Genomic DNA, 21,428 nt, shown 5'->3' with positions numbered 1-21,428 from the left:
CATTCTACAATGAGAAGGAAGATAAGTCATTTTTTCATTTATGGATGCGGGAGGAATAATGGATGAGTACGAAATCTTTGAATGTCGGAATAATCGGCCTTGGCGCAATAGGAAGCGGCACCCATTTGAAATATTTGCAAACCATTGATCAAGTCAAGCTGGCTGGTGTGTGCGATCTGCTGAAAGAGAAGGCGGATCACTTTGCTGAAGAATATAACACTGTTGCTTATTACAACTATCAGGATTTCCTTGAACAGGCTGATCTTGATGCCATTATCATTGCTGTACCTCATTATGATCATCCTATCATCGCTATAGAAGCCTTTAAGCGCGGCATTCACGTTTTATGCGAAAAACCGATAGCCGTGCATTTGAATGATGCCAATCGTATGCTTGATGCATATGAACACGCTCAGCAGCAATATCCGGATTTAGTATTTGGACTAATGTTTCAGGAACGTACTTTCCCCCATTACCGCAAGGTGAAAGAGATCCTCGAGAGCGGCGAGCTTGGCAGATTAACGCGTGCAACCTGGATTCATACCGATTGGTTCCGTAGTCAGGCTTACTATGATAGTGGAGATTGGCGTGCTACGTGGGCGGGAGAAGGCGGCGGTATTTTGACTAATCAATGCCCGCACACGCTTGATATGTACCAATGGCTATTCGGCTTGCCAAATCTGATCTCCGGACATGCTCATATTGGCAAATACCACGATATTGAGGTTGAAGATGAGGTAACCGCGTATTTTGAGCATGACAACGGCATGATCGGGCACTTAATTGTAACGACTGCCGAAATTCCTGGAACAAATAGGATGGAGATCATTGGGGAAAATGGGAAGCTTGTATTGGAGGAAGGACGACTCGTCTTTACTAAGAATCCCATTTCCATGCTGAAATATTCCAATGAAACAGACCAGCGATTCAGCAAAATGGAGACGGAACGCAAGGAAATTGCAGTAGACGTCGTGCAGAATCAGAACGCTCACCATTATGTAGCCTCACGCTTTTTTAACCGAATTCTAATCGGAGAAGGACAACTAGTGGCAGAAGGTTGGGAAGGTCCCCGTTCCCTTGTATTAGCAAACGGCATTATGCTGTCCTCCTTCACCGGACAAACCGTTAAAGTACCGTTCGATACCGATGTTTTTGAGGCAAAGCTCAAGGATCTGGCTAATTCCTCGAAGTTTGTCAAAAAACAAGCAAAAGCAGTTTCTCAAGACGAAGACATGTCTAAATCCTTTGGAAGCCACGCATAAGGAGGCTGCACAGATGACAACTTTTAAACTAACATGTTTTTCTGACGAAATTTCCTCAGTCTTAGAGGAGCAGCTGGATCTGCTTGAGCAAAAGGGCATCAACCATCTCGAGATTCGCAGCATTTGGAGCAAAAATATACTTGAACTAAGTACCGAAGAGCTCCAGCAACTTCATCAAATCATAGAAGCTAGAGGATTTTCTGTTTCATCGATTGCCTCGCCAATCGGTAAATATCCGATCACATCGCCTTTCGTACCTCAATTGGAGGCTCTTAATCGGGCGATTCGAGCGGCTCACATCTTAAAAACACCATATATTCGTATTTTCTCGTATTATATCCCTGAGAATGAAGCCAAGGAGAAGTATCGGGAGGAAGTATTGCAGCGAATGGCTCAGCTCGCTCATGTAGCCGCACAAAGTAAGCTCACCTTGATACTGGAAAATGACAGCGGCATGTACGGAAGTACCCATGAGGGCGGCTTGGAGATTATGGAGCACTGTCAATCCCCTTTCTTAAAATTCGCTTTTGATCCGGGTAACTACGTTATTGAAGGTATCGATCCGATGCTGCAGGCTTTCCCTAAAGTTGCATCCGATATTGAATATATTCATATCAAGGATGCGACCTCCAGCCCTCGGCAGTTCGTACCCGCAGGCGAAGGAGAAGGTGGACTTGAGGCACTATTAATTGAAATGCAGAAACGCAGGTTTACTGGTTTTTTATCAGTAGAGGCACATCTCCATCACTATCTTCCTAATGAAAGCGATACGGGGCGGGTGTTAACAGCTATTCATGCGCTTACGGCATTATTGGAGAAACACAACATAGAATGGCGATAATAAGAAATTGAGCGATATAAGGACCACCCTCTTTGTGTCTGAGACACAAAGAGGGTGGTCCTTATTTTAAATGTTTATTTATTGACAACCTGCAGCACTGTAAGTTGATATTCGGTTTCTCCGACTCGGATGATGCTGTTAGCTGGAATATCGACCTGCTTTCCGAGGTTAACAACAACCCGGTTCGTATAGTCCGGTTGGTCTGTTGCCGTATTGCTATTTTGTTCCTGCTCCGTCTGAGCATCGGTAGCTGCCTTCAGTGGACTAGTGTCCGAAGGCTGATTCGTAGGCGTTGGCTCGTCAGACTCTATAACAGTCGAATCTGCTGATTCAGTCGGCTGTGGAGAGCCTTCGACTTGATCTCCCTCGGTGCTGCTATTCCCTGCATCCGAATCGCAAGCAGATGTAAGTTCAAGTGTCGTGTACGTTACCGCTTCAGCACCCGGTGATTCTACCGTTAATGAGCTAGGCTTAAACGGTGTGCAAGCTGCTGCCTCCTTAAATGCGAAGACGAGGGAAGTCGTTGCCTTCTGTCCCTCTGATGCAGCATTTTGTTCCGCGTAAACGATCGTATCCGGAAGGGTAATGCTCGGCTCAGGCGTAGGCAAAATGGCCTCTCCTGGCTTCTCATCACCCTTGCCTCCAAATGTAAACATTATGCCAAACACGATTAATACAATACCAATAGCCGATAACGAGGTAATCAACGTCGATTTACGATTGCGGCGAAAAAATTTGGTCAGCGGCGAAGATAGCTCCCGCTCCGCCTGCTTATACACCCCTTTAAGGACAGGACCCGCTTTGTCAAAATGCTGCTTCCAATTGGCACGCTTCTTAAATGCATCTCGGTCATATTTTGTGAAATAGCTGACTATGGCCGTTACATATGCGGGTACGAAACCTCTGGACCTCATAAAATCAGGATGTTTCTCTGCCCATCGGAAGAATAGATATACCGTATCTTTATGAGCTGCGTTTTGCTGCAAATAGTTGAGAAGCCCCGCATAATCTACTGATTCCATATCCGAGCTGCGAAGATACAAAAGCACGAGACGCGGAAATTCAGCCAACTCCAGCTGATTCGCGAGCAGCCTTCGTCCAACCAGCTGCACATGGTCGATCTCTGCTGGGGATAGATTCTCAAATAAATCAACGGTTGGCTCCGGGAACGCGAAGCATTCATAAAGGGCTTGCAGCTCAAGAGCAGCTGATTTCTGGCGCGGATCGTTCAGCTGTCCGTTCCACTTTTTCAGTTGCTCCTTCGATTTGAGAAATTCTCCTAGCATGAGCTGATCTTTCGTCAGTCTATCCATATCAAGTTCAATCAACATTGCACGATAAGCAGCAAGCTCCAGCTCCGTATAGAAATCAGCAGCTTCTTGAGTCGGCAGCTGTTTTCTTATTCCAAACTTGCCTTCACTTGCTAAGCTTCGCAATTGCTCAAGCGCCTTGCTTGTCGCTGGCAGCGAATGGCGTTCACGTTTCAGCTTCTCGATGAGCTGCTGGCGGGCAAGTGAATAAAATGCTTCATATCCAAATAGCTTTGGATGAGCGTTGCCCCACTGCTCAATGAGCTGAAGAACGCTTTTGGCTCCTGCTGCTTCTTTAAGCTTCTCCTCCAGAAAAGGAATGAATAAGCTGGCAGTTGCTTTCGAATCTGATAGGACTCTAGTGAAAAAAGCCATGCTTAAAGCAGGATCGCTTTCAACTGCCGCAAAGAAAGAAGCAGCCGCGTCTTGCTCATTCTGCTTATTCGCGTTTAGTAGAGCTAATATAAAGAAGGAAACCATTTTATTTTCTATATGTTTGCCTTCGATTTGGTAGTATTCCTTAAACACATCTACGATGAACGCTTCCGGCACTATTCCTTGCCGCGCACGGTCAAATTCAAGATCAAATCGAGACAGGAACAAATCATTCAAACGCATTTTGGCATCCATAGCGCCGGATGGCTGCAAATATTCCAGCAAGCTGCGCAGCACCGCGGTTTTATGCGATTCATATAATGTTTCGTTGCCTTCCTCGATTTGGTAAACTACGCATAGCTCATGATAACTGGCTGCTGCGAGCTCACGCTCCTGGCCCATGTCTGCCAGCATCAGCTCCGCGAATTGGAAGAAGCTATCCATGCGGTCAGGGCGATCCAAATGATCCCATACAAAATCCAAAAACGGCTGATCTACGCCGTCCAGATCGACATTCATTATGCGGTCGTTACCGAAATCAAACGTAAAATCCTTCTCAATGCTGCGATCCCCTTGGCGAAGGCTCCCCTGCTCTACGAACGTAAGATGAACCGATTTGCGGCTTAGCGGTTCTTTTGCATAGGTAATGAAACCAAGCTGCTTGCGGAAGGCATAAGGTAAACTCGCATAGAGCACCCCAAGCAGCTGTTTTGCCTTGTCCGGAAGCTGCTTGATTGGAACGTCGAGCGCAACATATATCTTTTTCTTGCCTCCAACTGCTGCCATCACCGCATAAAGCAGCTGTTTGAACGACTTTTCTCCTATGTTAAGCAGAGAAAGGATGGAACGAGCAGACGGTTTAATCGCGACTGCGGCGTGAATAGGCAGGTTTGATAATTGTGCGATCTCCGAGCCGCTTTCGATATCATAACTGTCAACGAAAGCGGCTTGCAGCCAGTTCACATAATCATTTGCCGGTTTGCTGCTATGATCGCTCGGAATAATGTAGTTATGCGTAAAAAACGCGCTGCGAAGACCAGTAAAATCTGCTGCCTGATAAACGCTTCTTCCAAGCAAAACATCGCCATTATCTAGATGAAGCAAGTGCATCGTTTCCGGATACGCGGAGCCGTCCTTCTCTCCGCGCGTAGCCAGCTCGGTCGGGGCATCGTATACGCAGAACGGGTGAAGCACTTTTTTGATAAAAGAAGCTTCTAAGCCGCTTGATTTGGCGATCGTGTCATAACCCTCCGTAGATCTGAAAATACCGCGTCTTTCCCGTGCATACATCTGCTGCTGAATCATCCTGCTGGGCGTAGAATCGCGCACTATTCTCTTCTCCCCTCAATGAAGTTCAGCTTATAAAGCAGCCAAATGAAGGGCTCGTCTACCCGAATTGGACTTACGACAGTTTGCAGCTTCTGATCGACGGGATTGCTGCCGAGTGCAGAAACCGCATAATAAGCCGTATCCTTAAAATAAACGTCCATCGTACCCTTGAACGGACGATCGACCTTCTCGATGAAACGGCGGATTTCTCCATCAATATTTTCAAACTCAGTCAGGTTAAAATAATTGCGGTGCACCATATTGTTGAAAATATTGCTGTTTGATTTAATATATTCGCCATCCTCATCCTTTAGAGAATGAAGCATATCGCTCTTAGTTAAGACGACCGCAGTCGGTATATCCGTTTTGTTATTTTCCTGATAGGCAATGAAGTCGCCAAACATCGTCAGAACAACGTCGCGCGGCTCGTCGTATTGGGATACCCATTCACCGGGCTTATCGCCTAGATTCATTCTGATTTTCTCACGGATTGAACGAATTTGCAGCGGATCTACCATCAATAAAATACCAGCCGAATTTTTAATATGTTGACCGTGCAATCCGAGATAATCCTGCTCTACCATACCCTCTCCTGCCACATCAAAAAATACGAGAGTGAGTGGCGGCTTTGTTTCATCTTTAAAAACGAATTGAAAAATAAACGGTTCCTGCATCTTCTCCTTTTGGGTTGATGCAAGCAGATCGCCGCGCTCGAATAACGGCTCCTCGTAATAGGTTCGGAATTTCCGGCTAATTTCAGCGTTCAGAGGCATGCAGGCTGCATTAAAATGGTCCGCTGTCGTGTTCTGCAGCGTATGTATCAATGCGGTCATATACACCGATTTGCCTACTTGTGAAGCGCCAATAATTGAAATAATGTTGCTAGGCACCTTGCCTGCCGTCACCGGAATTTCGTTGTGGCATTTTGGGCAAAGCCTTCTGCGTGTCAGCTCGCCATATCGGTCATTTATTCCGATCAATACATGGTCTGAGTAAATCCGATGCTCTTCAGGCACGTCATTCGGATAGAGCACTGCTTCCATATCATGTACAGAATCAAGGCCAAAGCGTTCACGATACTTATTCAGCTCATCATCTTCTCCAAGCGCGTAATCCTCATCATCCTCACGGGAATGAGAAGCGCGGAAAACGACCTCATCAGGTGTGAATTTACTAAAGCAATAGGGGCAAACAATATCATAAAACAAAGGCCTTTGCTTTGTTTCCGGCTTTTTCTTGAAAAGATCGAAAATACCCATGCGATCTTCCTCCTTTATACTGAAATCAACTCGTACATTTGTCCGTACGTTCGGCCATCGGTGAAAAACAATCGTATAAAATCCTGTTTGCCAACCTCAATCGCGGGCAAAACGGTTTTACCTGCTGCAAATGGCGCGACAAACGGATATAACATGCCGTCATCTTTATTCGCAGGGTAACTGCCCTGCTTTTTAACATAACAAAGCACGTCTTTGGCAATCGGTACCTCTGTTGTCACTTGAATTTGAATCGTTTTGAACTTTCTGAACAAACCGCTCTTATTTGAAATCGAATAATGAATCTTAGCTCTGCCAGCACTTATTTCAATGCTGTTTTCCTGATTAGGCTGAAGGATGAGCTGTGGACCGCCGCTCCCCTCTAGCACGGCATATACCGTAAAGACAAAACGACCGATGCCCTCTAATCGGCTGTGATAGCCATTATTCGCTTTATATTCTGCCTTCGTGTACAACTTGACAGTTCCCATATCCTTGGGACTTTCCGCCGCCTGTTCAGCCGGCGTTTTCCCAATATAAACTGCTTCTATACCGCCCGGCCAAATCCAGCGCAGCGTGCAGCGGTCCTCCTCAATAACGCGAGTTAAGCCGCTGATGAGCGGTGAACCATCCTCTGCATCGATAAACCGCATTTATATCCGCCTCCCGCATCGTTTAAAATCCATGACTGCGGCTGTCCTTCGTCCGTTCGCCTAAGCCCTTAGCGGAATGGTCTCTTGTGCTGTTTTTTCTGCCGCCGCCAAAAGGGTTTGTACTGTTATTATCCTTAATCGGAACAATAAGCGTGAAAATGCTAATAATGGCTGCCAGTACGAGAACAGCGAATAGACGGGATAATCCATCAGAGAGCATATCCCCGGACAAGCCGGAATCTAAGATGAAACCAGCCAGCAAACCGCCGACAATACCGCCAGCCCCGAAGCTTAATGCCAAAAACCGATTGTCGAAAAACAATCCGAGCGACAATCCTAAAGCTGCACCGATAACGGCTAATGATAAAATACGAAGCAGTGTATAAAGCGTACTGTCAGCAAGCGCACCCGTACGTTCCGTTAACAGCGTACGATTGTCGATCGTATCGTATATATTTTGGAATACGAGCGCCAGACCGTTCGCTTCCGACACGTCGTAATAGCTTCCTTTAGTTGAACTCGCTATTTGCTGCAGTAAGGCAGAGCCTTTGGTGTCTGCAACGCTGAGACCAACTGTATTCACGACAATTTGCTGCTCTTGATAATCTGCAACTTGTTGATTGATGTCGGATTCGCTAAAACCGTCTGATAGCAAAATGACCATTGTACCGCGTCCAGCTTTTTCCTTGCCCTTAATCGTCTTCATCGCTTCACCAAGCGCAAGGCTGAAGTTTGTACCGCCATCCGTCGGCTCAAGTGCGTCGATTGCAGCATTTACTTTATCTTTCTCTTCCTGTGAGCTTACTTTAACAAAAGGCTGAAGCAATTCCGCGGTATTGCTGAAGACGACTACAGCTACTCGCTTATCGCTTTCCATGTTGTTAATCAATTGCTTCGCGGCTGTATAGCGCTCGTTATCCGGATCTGTCTCCAGCATGCTTCCCGAATTATCGATGACAAGCACGATATCCTTTACCTGCTTCGCACCGCCGAAATGCGCCCCGTAAATAAGTTGGAGCAATCCGCCGACTGCAAACAGCAGTACTAGCGTCGCCGGTACAAGCAGCTGCCAAGACAAACCGGTATAACGTTGTCGCCACGAAGTACCGTTTAAACGAGGCGTAATCATCTCAGCAATCAGGCAGGACAGTCCGATGCATAACGCAAGAACGCCAAAGTATAGGCCAACGACGGCAAAGCGCGGCCAACTCTCTGACAGCGCGCCCAGTATTACTTCCCCGATGACAAATCCTACTGCGCCTCCTATTAAGCTGAACAATAAGAGAAGCCCATTTATTTTTCGTTGCATAATAACAGCATCCTTTCTACCTGCTAGTGGACCGCAGCGATTATTGATGTATATCGGTCAGCGAAGCTCGGGCAGCAGAGCAGGATCAAGCGTGTGAAATTCGTACCCATTTTGCAAATAGGTTTCATAATACACTTTGCCGTTTCGATAATACATCAAATCTTCTAAATGAAAGCCGCCCATAATATTTAATTTTTCTACGCCGCTGCTGCGCTTCTCATGTACACACCCCAGCTTATAAATACGCGAAGTTTCGTCAACGCCAAGAGCATAACGTATAAATTCACTCTCACGATCTCCGAACAAATACTTTTCCTCGTAACGATGCTCATGAGTATAATCGAGAAGACGGATATGAACGACCGCATGCTCTTCCAATGTCCGATACAACCGGTGAAATAGCTCATCCCTCGATAATGCTTTACGATTACTGTATGCAACCGATACGTTCGCACGCAGCAGAAGCTCCTCCTCGAAGGTCTGGGCAAACGGCTCTGCTGTCAAAATATGCTTTCGGCATATATCGATTAATCGCTCAAGAAAAGCGGAATCTCCTTGCTGCAGAAGCTCTGTCACACTGCCCAGGAATCGTTCCTCAAAAAATACCGATGCGCCGCGTTTCTCTTCAATATCCTTCATTACACCTGCAGTTACACGCTCATAATATTCGAAGATGTTCTGCCCGATATAATCATCCGCTGAGCGGATGCTGTGCTGAGCCGTCGCATTTAGAGTTTCCTCCAATATAGCCATCTGCTCCACGCGAATTCGATATTTATCGTGAAGACGCTCCAATTCCGCAACAAATCTACGGTATAAGGCAAGCTCTGTCTCCAGTCGTAATAGCTGCCATTCCAGCCGATAGACCGCATCAAAAAAAGCGCGAATAAAGGAGCGTACATTTTGCTTATCCATAAAGGGGAGCCGCTGAAATTTCAAATCGTCAACACGTTGTTCGCGGGTTCGATCAAGCTCATCCTGAGCAACATCAATTTCTCTAACCAAATCACGAATTCGAGCACGAACGGCTGTCATCACGCTGTCTGTCTCATTTTTCTCGTCTGTCCACTTGGCAACCTGAAAGAAGCTGATCAGCGGCTGCTCCTTCATATTACGGTTAACCATGGTTCGCAGCTCTTCCGCAGCCTTCACATAACCTAAGTTCACCTCAGCTGAACTAGTAAAGTGCTTGCGGAAGAAGATGGCACAGCCATCTCCGAACAATGCTGCCTCTGCCTCGCGCAGCGACATCCGCCGCAGTTGTTCATAACGAATGCTGCTCGTCAGTAGACCAGACATATCGATGAGATTGTCCACGCTTGGCACCAGATCGAGCATTCTAGTCTCCATCGCTGCCGCATCCAGCCCGAAGAAGGACAACTTTTCTTTGCTGCCTTGCAAGTCAGCGAATTCCAGCCGCTCTTTTATTTGCTTAAAGCAGTGATACAGGACAGTTAAAGCAATCGAATGGTTCGGTCGCTTCACCTTGGACAATCCCGCTGATACGAACCCCTGCCTTCCAGATTCTGTCATTAGACTGTTCTTGAAGGACGAGTTGTTATAACTTACGTCACTCGATTGAACCTGTGCTTCCTTCCGCTTCCTGTTCTTGAGCAGCAGAATGTTGCAAATGATCTCATAGTTATCCTGCATCCCGTTAAGGGTCGTAATTCCCCGCTCGTTGCGATCAGATAATACATAAACAAGATCAAATAATGGCGACTGTTTATGCGTGACCGGAATGGATAAACCGTCACCAGTCACCTGCAGCCGCGCAGAGAATGAATAATCCGGCCGCTGCATCCCATCAAGCTCACGCAGGAAGCTGATTCCCGACGCGCCTGCAAAACCAAACGATTCTGATTGCTCGCGTTCATTAATTAAAGCGTACAAGTCCATTTGAACCGATTTGAATAGCTGCAAAAAAATCGATTGTGCGAGCAGCGATATTTCTGGAACAAGCACGTTCAATGGATCATCGACCCTTGTAATCACCGCAAGATGAAGGCGATCGAAAGATGCGTACAATCGGCCGTAATCGGCAATGGTATCGCTAACTTGACGCAGCGCCCGGTTGAGATCAACCAAATGACGCCCCTCCTTGTGGAAGGCTGTGCCAATATCTTTACGTTTGGTGCGATTGTCCGTTTTCCCATCTACAATATCAGATAACGCAACCCGCATCACCTTCGGAGCAGATCGGTTAAGATTTACACCTTGGTATGAAGACACATGATGACCTGTATTCCCAGGAGCATCGCTTTGGGTAACTTCACTCGACGATACATGGAAATAGATAACTCCGGCATTGTTGTCCCATTTCAGTTCATTCGAGTGAATCATAGGCTCAATCGCATGCTCTGCCTCATCACCGATAAATAGAAACACCGTCGGGTAGTGAATGCTGCTCTGATCATCCTCAAGGCCGCTAAGCTTCTGCTCAGCAGCCGAATAGTCGCTTGCAAATCGATCTAGCAATTCTCTCATCATTATTTCAACTTTCTACGAATTTCGTTAAGTTTAGTGGACATTTCCTTATAGAACCGGTGCATGTCCTCTCCATTTGCCAGCTCAACCTTCTCGTATTCGAGACGCTCGCGCGCATCTAGGAATGTGCCGAACAGCTCCTCCAGCTTGGCTAGCAGCTTTGAAGTATCCTCCGTTGCAGTGAGCTCCGTTACTCTACGCTCCGCTTTGCGTCTTAGGACGCTGCGATTCTTCTCATCGAGCTTGCGGAAACTCTCAAATACCTCAAACTCGACATAGCTGCTGCTTTTCATTAAATTAGCGAAAGGCGGCCATGCTTCTTCTTCTGGCTCGCGGTCGTACACATAAAGCGCACCCTTCTTGCAGATCGTCTCCGTGTAAAGCGCCTCGATAAATTGATCAAGCCATTTCTCGTCATCTTGATGCTGCAGAAGCAGCTGTTCAAGCTCGTTTGACTTTACTGAAATGGACTCATACTTCGCCAATTCCTCACGAACCCGTCTTAGCTGCTCCGGCGAACGAATGAGATTCTCCTGCGCAAGCTCCTCTGTGAAGCTGCCGAAAATATCCTTCGTCGATTCAAGCTCCAACCCTTCGGATAGAAGCCGCTTCAGCTCATTCAACGCTCGTTTGACTTCACCCAAATTCGGCTTAGCCGCATCAAGCTGCATATTGAACGGTTTTAAAGCATCAGACAACTGGAATGGTTTCGTGAAGCGAACGGAGTAACGGCTGCTCGTGTTATTGTCTATGCCCTTCTCCTCAATAATGCGGAAGTTCTCGGCTTTGACAAACTCGGCGCGAACCCTCGCATTATAGCTTTTTACGCGTGGGTTGACGTAGGTGTCGCCCCATGATTTCTCTGGAATCGGTGAAGGCAAGTACGTCCAATTGACACGGTCAGTCTGTACCAAGTGGCGGCCGATGCCTTCCTTATCCAGAATCGTGCGCTCATAACTTTCCTCATATACTTTCAGCGGCGTATAAACAAACAACGGCACACCGTTTCTTGTATTCAGCCAGAAAATACGGTTTTTCACTTCACTTTCCTTAATTGTAAAGTGGGATTTGCCAATTGAGTTATTTTGATAGTTCCGAATCCCTCTCAAAATGCTCGGCGCCTGCACAGGCACGGATACAAAGCCCCAAGAAGGTACATGCAAATTGCCCGAGCTGTTGCTGAGATGGAATACAGGTACCGCTTCCTCATCGAGCTTGCTCGCAATATGACGCTCAACAAACTTCTCAATCGATTCATCGTTCCCGTATTTCATGACAAGAAATTCTTCCATCGATTTCGTAATGAGGTCACCGAACTTATTCGTCAAAAACTCTGAAATCGAGCTGACGATATCGATTTCCTGCTCCTTCACCCAAAGATTCGAATGATCCAGAAGCTCCTGCGTAAAGTCGCGGATCAGATCATCGCCATCCTTCTTATCCATTAAACGGCTGATAACATCAGAGATGTCTGGCACCCCGACGATGTTCCAATAATAGGTTTTGTTTCCTTTATGATCGGCTTGTTCATCGCCGCTTGTCAGTATTTCACCATTTTTGGCAAAGATCGAATTAAGCACATTTAGAATTTCGGTAAACACATTATAGATGCGGTTATTCTCGTTGTTCAGGAGCTGGTGGAGATCCTCATAAAATTCAATCAATTGCTCCATCCGCTCAACGTCAGCAAGCAGCCAGTACTCATTTATTTTCGCTTCAATATAGTTGTTTTTCTTCTTATCCTTGGACACGAACGCACTTTTCGCATCGCCCATGCGCTCATTCGCTTGCTCTCTAGCAGCTTCGATTTCTCTAGGAAGCCGTGACAGTCCCTCGCGAAGCGTCTCAATATAAGAGAGCAGCATCTTCAGCAAGCAAAAACCTTTCTCGGTATACAGCAAGCGGGATACATAGAACGGTCCTTGCTCCGGATGCAGAAATGTGCGACGAATTTGATCGGTAAATTGTCCGACGATTTCGCCTGGCAGCTGTTTTTTCGCCTTAATATATTCCTCGCGCGCACGTGCCAAAAAGTTTTGCTCCAGCTCGGTATCCATGTTCACGGCTTGCATTTTCACAACGTTATTGTAACTGAGGCGCTCGCTGTTCTCGAAACCTGGCAGCGGCTCCGGTACGCGTGAATCGAAGGTTTTCATCATCGTTTCAAGATCGATCCCAAGCTTGCGGGCAAATTTCTCTACATCGTCCTGACTTGGCGCCTTCTCGAACATCTTATCCATTTTGTTGAAAAGCCGGTAAGCCAAATAGGTCGTCATTTCCTCGATCGGCAGTACCGCTGAAGAAGCTCCGATAATGTTGTAATCGTAGTTAGCCGGATACATTTTGTTCATTTGAGCAATATTTGTCCGAATGTTGCTAATATAGTCATGAATGGCGAATTCTTCGCCGGATTGTTTTTCCTCGCTAGAAATAAAGTTCGTAATGTTCTCCGCCGTTACATTCATGCAGTAATCATAGGCATTTTCTAGCAGCTTGCCTTCCGCATTAGTAGCCGAGATGAGATGGCATAGATTAAACGGTGGAAGCGGTGAATTGACCGTTAGAATATTGCCGTATTGCTGCTTGAAGCGTTCTCCGCGGCTGTCCACATTCATCCAATAGTCCAGCTCTTTCAGAGCAGCATAACCATTCTTTTTAATGTACTCGCGTGTATGGTCGCTCAAACTTTTGCTTGCAAGATTAATATCCGGCGTAAACAAATAACCAAGCGTATTGACGCGGTCGATGCCAGCGGAGCCATGATCACGCTCAATAATTCCTCGTACGATATAAGAGATATCGAGGAAACAGCCGCTTCCTGTTCCACCGGACAAGCCGGTAAGCAGAAATACCATCAGCTTCTTGTTCGTGCCGACGGATAACGTCTTAATTTTTTTGTCGATGCTTTGCACGACTTGATTTATCTTCGTAAACAGCAGCAGCCGTCCAGCTTGACGCACGCCAGCTGCACCATTCATGCCATCTGTAATGCTCAGCTCTGGCGATAACCAGTCCGTAATATACGGCTCTAGAATGCTGCGGTTTTGCAGCAGCCCTCCAACCTCAGCATTGGATAGCAATACAAATTCATTGATTGGATCAAGACCGATCCCTTTATACTTTTTATTGCGATCCTGTTCATTCGTTTCAAAAGCAAGAAATTCCACATTGTCGGGCTTTTCGCGCTTTCTTTTGGAAACCGGATCCTCAGGCAGCTTAAAGCGGCGATTAATCTGGTATTTTAGGCGCAGCAGCGCATCAATGCCGGTACCGCCAAGTCCAATAATCAAAATCGGATTATCTATCGTGTCTACTCGGATTTTCTCGCTGACAATACCTCCGCCAAGCGAGACGTCGAGCTGTTGTATATGTTCTCTTACGATCGGTTTCATTTTCAATTACCTCCAGGGCTCTATTTATACGAGATATTCAATGAATATCGTTTTGTCTATTTGCTTCAATGAAACCGTTATGCGGTCTCCGCTTTTCATTTCCAATTCGCGCGTCGCATCGACTGCTCGTCCCGACTTCTCAACCGTGCATGAGGAACCGTTTTGCAGAACGATACGATCATTGCTGCCCGGTTTGAAGATCACCTTATCGGTTTCCTTCAGCTCTGGTGCAAGCTGCAACAGCTGGTGCAGCTGCAATTTGCCCTTGAAGGCTGACAGCTTCTTATACTGTGGCGACGTTTTGTCACCTGTATTCTCATCTCGAATTTCAATGACTAGTTGGCCGACAAAACCCCGATTCGCTTGCTTCAAGACTCTTAGAATAAAGTAAGCTGCTGCAAGCAATGCCACAAGACCTATGACGCCGATTACGACCGGAACAACCGGAAACGGCTTCTCTTCTTTACCTGCCTCTGGCTGCGGCGTCTGTCCCGTTGCTCCCGCCTTGGCCGAGATCGTTACAGCATCCGTCTCTCGGAAGAAACTTTCTTCCTTGGCTTTCACTCTAATCTCATAGTCATGCTTTTCAGCAATTTTGTAGGACCCTTCAAAATGATCGCCTGCATTTTCCATTGGTATTTCCTCGGTCTTGCCCGTGTCTAAATCTTTAACGAGCAAAACCGCGCTCATGTTGCTGTACTGCGATGTGTCTTCCAATTTTTTTCCGCCGCTTACCAAATAAGAATTGAAAGGCACCTTGTCGCCCTTCGAATAGGTCGTCGAAGCAAGTGGATCCATCACAAGGCTCAAGTCATAGTTAAAAATAAGATTAATGTCGATTTTATCACGATTCACGCCTTTCACTTGAAGCGTCCAATCGCCTTCTGACGGCTTTATAAGTTTCAGCAAGGAGTAGCTCTTCGAGCTCGATAACAAGACGTCATCCGAAGGAATAGGAATAGCCTTTCCGTTTGGGTCTATAAGCTTCGCCTCAACCGGCTTACTCGACATAATCGAAATGTTCGCTTCCAATACATTCGAATTGGGAACGGAAATTTTCACATCCTGGTAGCTTCCGTTTGCCGTCAGCGAATCAACCGGTACGACGTTCAGCTCAAGATGGCTGGCAAAAATCTCACTCAAAATTCGCGGCAAATCGTCTGCCGAATCGGTAGAGAACGATTTCCCGCCGGTCACTTCCGATAGCTTGGCAAGCGCAGCCTCATTTAATTTCCCATTAGCATTCAGGCCGATCGTATAGATCGGGACGCCTTTGTCATTAGCTTCTTTTAAAGCCTTCTCCATATCCGCGTCCGACTGTGATTGCGTTCTGCCCGATTTCTCATTAAAATCGTTATTGCCGTCAGCAAGCAAAATAATCATCGGCTCGTGACTTTGATCAGCCCCATCATCCAAAATCTGTACCGCTTCCTTGACTCCGACCGAAATATCGGTGTAAGCACCACGGTTTAATTGATCAATGAAGCTCTTCAGCTTCTCTTTATCCGCTGTCGACTGGATTTCCAGCAGCGCCTTCTCACGTTGAATTTCATCGGTATAAGCGACGATTCCTACTTGGTCGCCTTGTGTCGACAGCATATCGATGAACATCTTCATCGCTTCATTTCCTATTTTTCCCGGATCGCTTGTGCTCATTGAATTACTGACATCCAGTACCAGTACGGCATCAATTTGTGATCCGCCTTGTGCCGCATGCGCTGTTTGTAAGCTGCTGAATGGCAGCAGCAAAAGAGCAGAAACCATAATAAGCTGATATGAAAAACGTTTAAATCTATTCATTTTGCTGTACTCCTTTGTAATGGGACGAACGGATCTACCTCGCTAGTCCAATAGTCACTGTTAGTCACTGCTACCAGTATGATGATATACTACAAATTAAGTATACCTGATAGATTTTCTTAAATCACTTTTATTGTAAGAAAGGAATAGCATATGGTTACCTACGTTTGTCTTGGACTATTGTTTCTTTTTGTCATCATCAAAGCTATAAGCTACCGTGCACAGCGGAGACGGGCCCCTTCTCCAGATCAGCTGAGCAAGCTTGTCCTTTCCATTTTAAAAAGCAGCGGGCAGCGTGATCGCGAATGATGAAGAAGCTGCCGATACTACTTAACCCTTATATTAAAACACGCTATCCTTATAATAAACTTAAAATTTGCCGAAGCTGTAATCACTTTACGGTACTAGGTGATGCGGAGTGTCCCGTATGCGGCAAATCTGCCCTGCAAAATGTGGAAGCACGGGCAGCCTCCATGCTGCAGCGTACGATGTGGAAAGAGCGGCTCATAGTTGTGTTTATTATGGTTGTTGGATTCGTGATGAGCGAGTCGACGATGCAGTCCGGTTTGATCACTGCAGGAGGAATGCTGCTACTCGCTCTATTATGGACGTTGCAGAGGCGGTCGACCCCTGCACTTTTGCTCCTGCAGCTGCAAAAAATATTTCAAAAAGAGGCTTATACCCTGTTTGCTGGTCTTGTAAATGACCGCGAAACAGCCATTCAAGTGTTCCATGATGGCGATAAGCCGCTTGCTTATGAGATGCTTCGTGAAATCGGTGCGCTCGTCCATACTGACCAGCTCCGGCTGGAACAAATATTGCTGCTTCAATCATTCGTTTTGCGCAAGGATATGGATCTGATGCTGGACCCATTGCTCATGGATCATTTCAATCCCGATCTTGTTGAATATATTGGCGAGCTCGCCAAAATTAGAAGAGATCTGCTGAAAGAAAATACATTCCGTTACGTTTTGCTTCACGAGGCGCAGATTTTAAAAATGGAGCATGGCGAGAGTATACTAGTTGGTGTTGCGGGTGCGGCGGTCAGAATGAAGCGATACATCACCCTGTATCCATATTTACTAATGCGCTATGCTCGAAAGCTACCTAAAGACCGTTTTATGCGGCTTTATCGAATAATACAAAGCAGCCCAAATCCAAGCTCCAGCCCATTACACCAAGAGGTTATGGACATTTATAACGAAAGATACAAATGGGACGAGGACTTCCAGCGTACGAGCAAGGTTCCTGGCTTGCATATGGATCGAGATTAGAAGAGTAGGTAAGAAAAATAATCAAAAAGGCAAACAGTCACTTTAACAGAAGTGATCGTTTGCCTTTTTTGGTTGTTCTTAGATAAGCTCAGACACTGTTTCCTTTAAAGGAATAACCATACTCCAAGTATTCCCTTCAAAATCCCAAGGATGAGACCCGCTTCCGGTTGCCAGAAATAAATGAGTTGGTTTGCCATCATGGAACAACAAATTTGGCCGCTCAATATTCGCTTGAATCGTTCTTGTTCCATCATCCCACAAAACATCTCTTGAATAGGCCCTTGGGTCACTAGCAATATCCCAGTTTAAGCAATCGGTGCTTGTCGCATAGATGCCCGCTCCCCAATCGCCCGTTACACCACCAGAATCATTTTTAAAATCGTCTTTAATTAAAATATGAAAATTCCCATCTTCCCACCATAGGAATGGATCTTCGACGTGCAAGTCCGGGTTCTCAAATTGAAAAATCGGATCATCCTGCAAACGGGTATACGGCCCCTCCGGACGAGGAGCACGGGCAACACCTAATTGCAAGGTAGAGCCTGCATACTCTCTCGACTTATAAATCATATACGTCGTTCCATCTGGCAATATAGCCGCTGATGGATTTGTTGTAATTGTACAATCCCAATGCCCTGGAGCTCTTGGCTCTAACAAAGGGGCATCTGGACGTTCCCATGGTCCGAATATAGATTTCGAAGTGGCTAACCCAATTCTTTTTCTATTCCAAACTTCGATATCTCTTTCTTGACTTATTTTCTCTCCCACAGCAGGAATAGGCCCTCCATAAGTCGTTCCAAAATAATAAAGATAGTAGGTGCCGTTCCAATATTTCACCGATGGATTATGTTGATTTAATGCATCAAAATAGCTCCGCTCTCTTCGCTCAAATATGACTTCGGCAAACGTATAGGGGCCCTCAGGCGTTTCACTCACCGCTCTGACAATCTCGCAGTTGAACAGCCATTGTGCAGCAAAGCCGTATTCCTTAGGCCACCTTGAAGCAAACATATGATATTTTCCATCCTCGCCTTGCACAACAGAGCCGCACCAAATATAATAGCCATCCATCTTAAAACCACCGTTCTTAGGCGCTGGCAACAGGTTTTCATATATGCGATTTCCCACGATCATTCTCCTCGTCGATGATTTAGTCGATTTCGAATATTGTGCGATGAATCTATCATTGTTTGCCCATTGGCACAGGATCGGGTTGTTTCACAAACCGCAGCGCCAGCGTTACGAAGAGGAGTTCTGCCGTCATGCCGATTGATTGTGCCCATGCCCCAATCGTCCCATTCCATTCAGGCGCGAGTCCAATACAAATAAGAAGCGTCGTGAAGGTAAAGCTGAGATTGGCAATTTGCGAACCAAAAATAAGTTTTGTTTGTCCGCGTACAAAAACAAGTCCATTCATAACATCGAGCCAAGGCATAACGAGCGCGAACAACACAAATGCTTGCAGCACCCGAATGCTCTCAGCTTGCAATCGTCCATGAACACCTATGATATGCTCCAGTAAAAATACACCTGCGGGTGTATAGGCGATCAACCCCATGAGTAGAGCGGGAATAAAACCAAGCATTAAAATAAACTTTCGGACAGCCAAAGGATCGACACGATAAAAGTTAATAACAATCTGATGAAAATAACTGAAAAAGCTGCTGAGAAGCATGACTAGACTAGCTGCGATAGCAAAGGAAGCAATGGCTAGCTCGGCATCCCATGTTTTTCCCAACATCGCATTAATCGCCGGGCCGATCCATACCGAAATAAACGAGGAAAACAACAATGGCCGGTAAAAAGAAAAAACATGACGTTTGTTTTCAATCGGATGATACTCCAGCTTATCTGGCATCTTGCGTACAAGTATACGTCCCTCTGAGTAGCTGACAGCGGCTTCAATCATCATCCCGAATAAGAAAATGACTGCTCCAACAACCCCGCTGGTAACTCCTGTATGAATAAAATAAAGAGAAAGCGCATACATACCTGCTAGTCGTACCGCCATGCCAATGGTTAACCATTTCGTACGTAGATTATAAATAATTACGCCATGATAAAGACAACGAATACCGGAAAACAAACTTACGAACATCAGCACCTTATAAACACGAATAACATCATGGACATTGTCTTCGCTTACTCCGAACACTCCCTTGAAGATAAGTGTCCCAAGCGGAGTATAACTGATCAATAATCCCAATACCATAATGCTGGCAAATACAAGCTGTGCGACTGTAAGAGTCGATTTAAACGATCGTTTGTCGCGAACGAGTGTGGAACAGGTTTGCCGCAGCAGCACGGCTGGTCTCTCCGTAATAGCAAGCAGGCTCATCGCAATCGCATAGCTGGCAATAATGCTTTCAGGGTCTGCCGCCCGGCTTAACGTACTGTTGATAATAACATGTGAAATCGTAACTAAACTTGCGGAAATTCCTAGCGGGAGAAAAAAAGACCAAAGCTTTTTCATACTTACAGCTTGCTTCTGTGGTTCTGATAATGATAGGTTCATAGCTGTTCTCCTTGCCATATCAAAAAAAAATTTTAGGCGACCTCCTCCCGGAAATAAATCCGAGAAGCGGCCGCCGATCATTTGTTAATCTTCAGTATAACTGCTATTTCTTTCTGATTCACCTTCTTTTTTTGATTGAAGATAATCAACAAGCGAAAAGCATGTTGCTGGGTGCAACATGCTTAGGATCACTGTTTATTAGAAGACCTCAAGTTATTTTCTCAACATCCGAAACACATGCGCAATGGGTGCCGATTCCTTGATTGCAGCTGTTGGCAGTTGAACGGAGATCCCATCAGCCTCGCGTGTCCAGTTCAGTTTGCCTTCCATACCTAGCAGCTCGATCGATTCCAGAGCACCATCAAACGGAATAAAGATCGTCTCTGAAACTATTGTATCTGCTGATGGATATAGGCAGGAACAATAGACAGCATCACCTTTTTGCGTGAAAGCTAGACTGCCTGTATAATAGGGCGCGCAAATACGTGTTCCATAAATGGCTTCTCCATTCACCTTCAGCCAAGCGCCTAGTTCTTTCATACGCTGGATCGCGCCTTCCGGCAGCCTGCCATCAGGCTGCGGAGCCACATTTAACGCCAGATTCCCGCCCTTTGCGACGACCTCAAGCAAAATCTTCACGATTTGGCGTGTCGGTTTATATTTATCTTCATATCGGAAAGAGAAGGAGGTACCCATCGTAATGCAGCTCTCCCAAGGTATGTTCATCGCCTCGGTCGGAATGGTCTGCTCGGGAGTGACGTAGTTTTCATATGGGCCTCCTACCGTGCGGTCTGCCGAGAGCAGCCATGGCTGCTGCTCTCTAGCCTTCTCTACAATATCGCCAAGACGAATGTCCTGTCCGCTGCGGAGCGGCTTTACCCAGCCCGCATCCAACCATAGGACATCAATTCGGCCATACTGTGTCAATAATTCCGTAATCTGCTCATGCGTAAACGCGACAAACTTGTTCCACAGCTCAGGATGCTCCTGCGGATCATAAGTTGGCCCCCGCCTCGTATTGGTAAGACTGCGCTCCATATCCGGCGCCCAGTAGTATGGCGTGTGCCAATCGGCTTTAGAGTAATAAGCGGCGATAGACAATCCTTTGGCCCGGAATGCATCAAATACGTGGCGGCAAATATCGGCATATTTATGCGTATGAAAAGGTGTCTCGTCGCCGGTGATACGGTAATCCGTCGTTTTCGTGTCCCACATGCAGAAGCCGTCGTGGTGCTTCGTCGTAAAAATAAGGTATTTAAACCCTCCTTCTTCAGCCAAATCCGCCCATACGTCAGGCTGAAAGCGAATCGGATTAAACGTCTTGTTTAAATCAAAATATTGTCGCTTGAATGCTTCCCCATCCTGCTCCCAGTCAATGCCTTCACGCGACCAATCCTGATCCTCATCGCTTAGAGCCCAAGACTCTACGACTCCAAGCTGAGAGTATGGTCCCCAGTGCATCATCAGTGCGAGCTTCTGATCCTTAAACCATTCCAGTCGTTCCAGCGTAACCGGATTATCGGGACGTATCCACTCGCGCTCGCTGCTGAAGTTGTGTACACCTTCATGCAGCTCTTGTTCATTATTCTCTTCTAGTAAGTTATCACTTGTCAGATCGCTCATCG

13 protein-coding genes are annotated in these 21,428 nt (G+C 46.2%); 3 read left to right on the top strand and 10 right to left on the bottom strand.

Translation table 11 applies throughout. The features are described from left to right. The first annotated feature begins 62 nt into the window (after nucleotides 1–62). Nucleotides 63–1,262: a Gfo/Idh/MocA family protein gene (locus AC787_RS24305; protein WP_054027555.1), complete on the top strand. Its 1,200-nt coding sequence runs from the start codon at nucleotides 63–65 to the stop codon at nucleotides 1,260–1,262. Between the two features lie 13 nt (nucleotides 1,263–1,275). Next, nucleotides 1,276–2,103 carry a sugar phosphate isomerase/epimerase family protein gene (locus tag AC787_RS24300; protein WP_054027554.1) on the top strand — a complete coding sequence of 276 codons (828 nt, stop codon included), beginning with the start codon at nucleotides 1,276–1,278 and terminating at the stop codon, nucleotides 2,101–2,103. 74 nt (nucleotides 2,104–2,177) lie between these two features. On the opposite strand, the gene AC787_RS24295 is transcribed toward AC787_RS24300, so the two are convergent. Genes AC787_RS24295 through AC787_RS24265 form a run of 7 tightly spaced genes read right to left on the bottom strand, consistent with a single transcriptional unit; the run spans nucleotide 2,178 to nucleotide 16,014 of the window. Beyond that, a complete protein-coding gene (locus AC787_RS24295; protein ID WP_054027553.1) occupies nucleotides 2,178–5,117 on the bottom strand; it encodes a hypothetical protein in 2,940 nt (979 codons plus the stop codon). Then, nucleotides 5,117–6,376: a TRAFAC clade GTPase domain-containing protein gene (locus tag AC787_RS24290; protein ID WP_054027552.1), complete on the bottom strand. Its 1,260-nt coding sequence runs from the start codon at nucleotides 6,374–6,376 to the stop codon at nucleotides 5,117–5,119. The genes AC787_RS24295 and AC787_RS24290 overlap by 1 nt, the downstream gene beginning before the upstream one ends. Nucleotides 6,377–6,390: 14 nt before the next feature. Next, nucleotides 6,391–7,026 (bottom strand): hypothetical protein, encoded by a 636-nt coding sequence (locus AC787_RS24285; RefSeq protein WP_054027551.1) that lies wholly within the window; start codon nucleotides 7,024–7,026, stop codon nucleotides 6,391–6,393. Nucleotides 7,027–7,048: 22 nt separating this feature from the next. Next, complete coding sequence (locus AC787_RS24280; RefSeq protein ID WP_082361090.1) at nucleotides 7,049–8,335, bottom strand: vWA domain-containing protein; 1,287 nt, start codon at nucleotides 8,333–8,335, stop codon at nucleotides 7,049–7,051. Between the two features lie 57 nt (nucleotides 8,336–8,392). After that, entirely contained in the window at nucleotides 8,393–10,822 is a 2,430-nt protein-coding gene (locus AC787_RS24275) for a transcription initiation factor TFIID (protein ID WP_054028173.1), read from the bottom strand. Between the two features lie 2 nt (nucleotides 10,823–10,824). Next, entirely contained in the window at nucleotides 10,825–14,214 is a 3,390-nt protein-coding gene (locus tag AC787_RS24270) for a tubulin-like doman-containing protein (RefSeq protein WP_054027549.1), read from the bottom strand. A 24-nt stretch (nucleotides 14,215–14,238) separates the two neighbouring features. Continuing rightward, nucleotides 14,239–16,014 (bottom strand): vWA domain-containing protein, encoded by a 1,776-nt coding sequence (locus tag AC787_RS24265; protein WP_054027548.1) that lies wholly within the window; start codon nucleotides 16,012–16,014, stop codon nucleotides 14,239–14,241. Nucleotides 16,015–16,319: 305 nt separating this feature from the next. Here AC787_RS24265 and AC787_RS24260 point away from each other — a divergent pair, with 305 nt between their 5' ends. Further along, complete coding sequence (locus tag AC787_RS24260; protein ID WP_054027547.1) at nucleotides 16,320–17,288, top strand: hypothetical protein; 969 nt, start codon at nucleotides 16,320–16,322, stop codon at nucleotides 17,286–17,288. A gap of 78 nt (nucleotides 17,289–17,366) precedes the next feature. Here AC787_RS24260 and AC787_RS24255 read toward each other — a convergent pair whose 3' ends face one another. The 3 genes from AC787_RS24255 to AC787_RS24245 all read right to left on the bottom strand — a co-directional run bounded on the left by AC787_RS24255 (nucleotide 17,367) and on the right by AC787_RS24245 (nucleotide 21,426). Further along, entirely contained in the window at nucleotides 17,367–18,416 is a 1,050-nt protein-coding gene (locus tag AC787_RS24255) for a glycoside hydrolase family protein (protein WP_054027546.1), read from the bottom strand. Between the two features lie 55 nt (nucleotides 18,417–18,471). Further along, on the bottom strand, nucleotides 18,472–19,803 hold the full coding sequence (locus tag AC787_RS24250; protein ID WP_054028172.1) for a multi antimicrobial extrusion protein MatE: 1,332 nt from the start codon (nucleotides 19,801–19,803) through the stop codon (nucleotides 18,472–18,474). A gap of 213 nt (nucleotides 19,804–20,016) precedes the next feature. Then, the gene (locus tag AC787_RS24245; RefSeq protein WP_054027545.1) at nucleotides 20,017–21,426 is read right to left on the bottom strand and encodes an alpha-L-fucosidase; all 1,410 of its coding nucleotides are present in this window, start codon (nucleotides 21,424–21,426) and stop codon (nucleotides 20,017–20,019) included. Nucleotides 21,427–21,428 lie beyond the last annotated feature (2 nt).

It is taken from the genome of Bacillus sp. FJAT-28004, from assembly GCF_001280845.1.
GTDB lineage: Bacteria > Bacillota > Bacilli > Paenibacillales > Paenibacillaceae > Pristimantibacillus.
Note: the sequence above shows the minus strand (reverse complement) of the source record. Positions and strands in the feature narration are given on the sequence as shown.

What these genes read in the sequence shown, in the direction of transcription:
- AC787_RS24300 (WP_054027554.1), top strand. Translation starts at nt 1,276, where the DNA reads ATGACAACTTTTAAACTAACATGTTTTTCTGACGAAATTTCCTCAGTC.
- AC787_RS24270 (WP_054027549.1), bottom strand. Translation starts at nt 14,214, where the DNA reads ATGAAACCGATCGTAAGAGAACATATACAACAGCTCGACGTCTCGCTT.
- AC787_RS24265 (WP_054027548.1), bottom strand. Translation starts at nt 16,014, where the DNA reads ATGAATAGATTTAAACGTTTTTCATATCAGCTTATTATGGTTTCTGCT.
- AC787_RS24260 (WP_054027547.1), top strand. Translation starts at nt 16,320, where the DNA reads ATGATGAAGAAGCTGCCGATACTACTTAACCCTTATATTAAAACACGC.
- AC787_RS24245 (WP_054027545.1), bottom strand. Translation starts at nt 21,426, where the DNA reads ATGAGCGATCTGACAAGTGATAACTTACTAGAAGAGAATAATGAACAA.
- AC787_RS24250 (WP_054028172.1), bottom strand. Translation starts at nt 19,803, where the DNA reads ATGAACCTATCATTATCAGAACCACAGAAGCAAGCTGTAAGTATGAAA.
- AC787_RS24305 (WP_054027555.1), top strand. Translation starts at nt 63, where the DNA reads ATGAGTACGAAATCTTTGAATGTCGGAATAATCGGCCTTGGCGCAATA.
- AC787_RS24275 (WP_054028173.1), bottom strand. Translation starts at nt 10,822, where the DNA reads ATGAGAGAATTGCTAGATCGATTTGCAAGCGACTATTCGGCTGCTGAG.
- AC787_RS24290 (WP_054027552.1), bottom strand. Translation starts at nt 6,376, where the DNA reads ATGGGTATTTTCGATCTTTTCAAGAAAAAGCCGGAAACAAAGCAAAGG.
- AC787_RS24285 (WP_054027551.1), bottom strand. Translation starts at nt 7,026, where the DNA reads ATGCGGTTTATCGATGCAGAGGATGGTTCACCGCTCATCAGCGGCTTA.
- AC787_RS24280 (WP_082361090.1), bottom strand. Translation starts at nt 8,335, where the DNA reads ATGCAACGAAAAATAAATGGGCTTCTCTTATTGTTCAGCTTAATAGGA.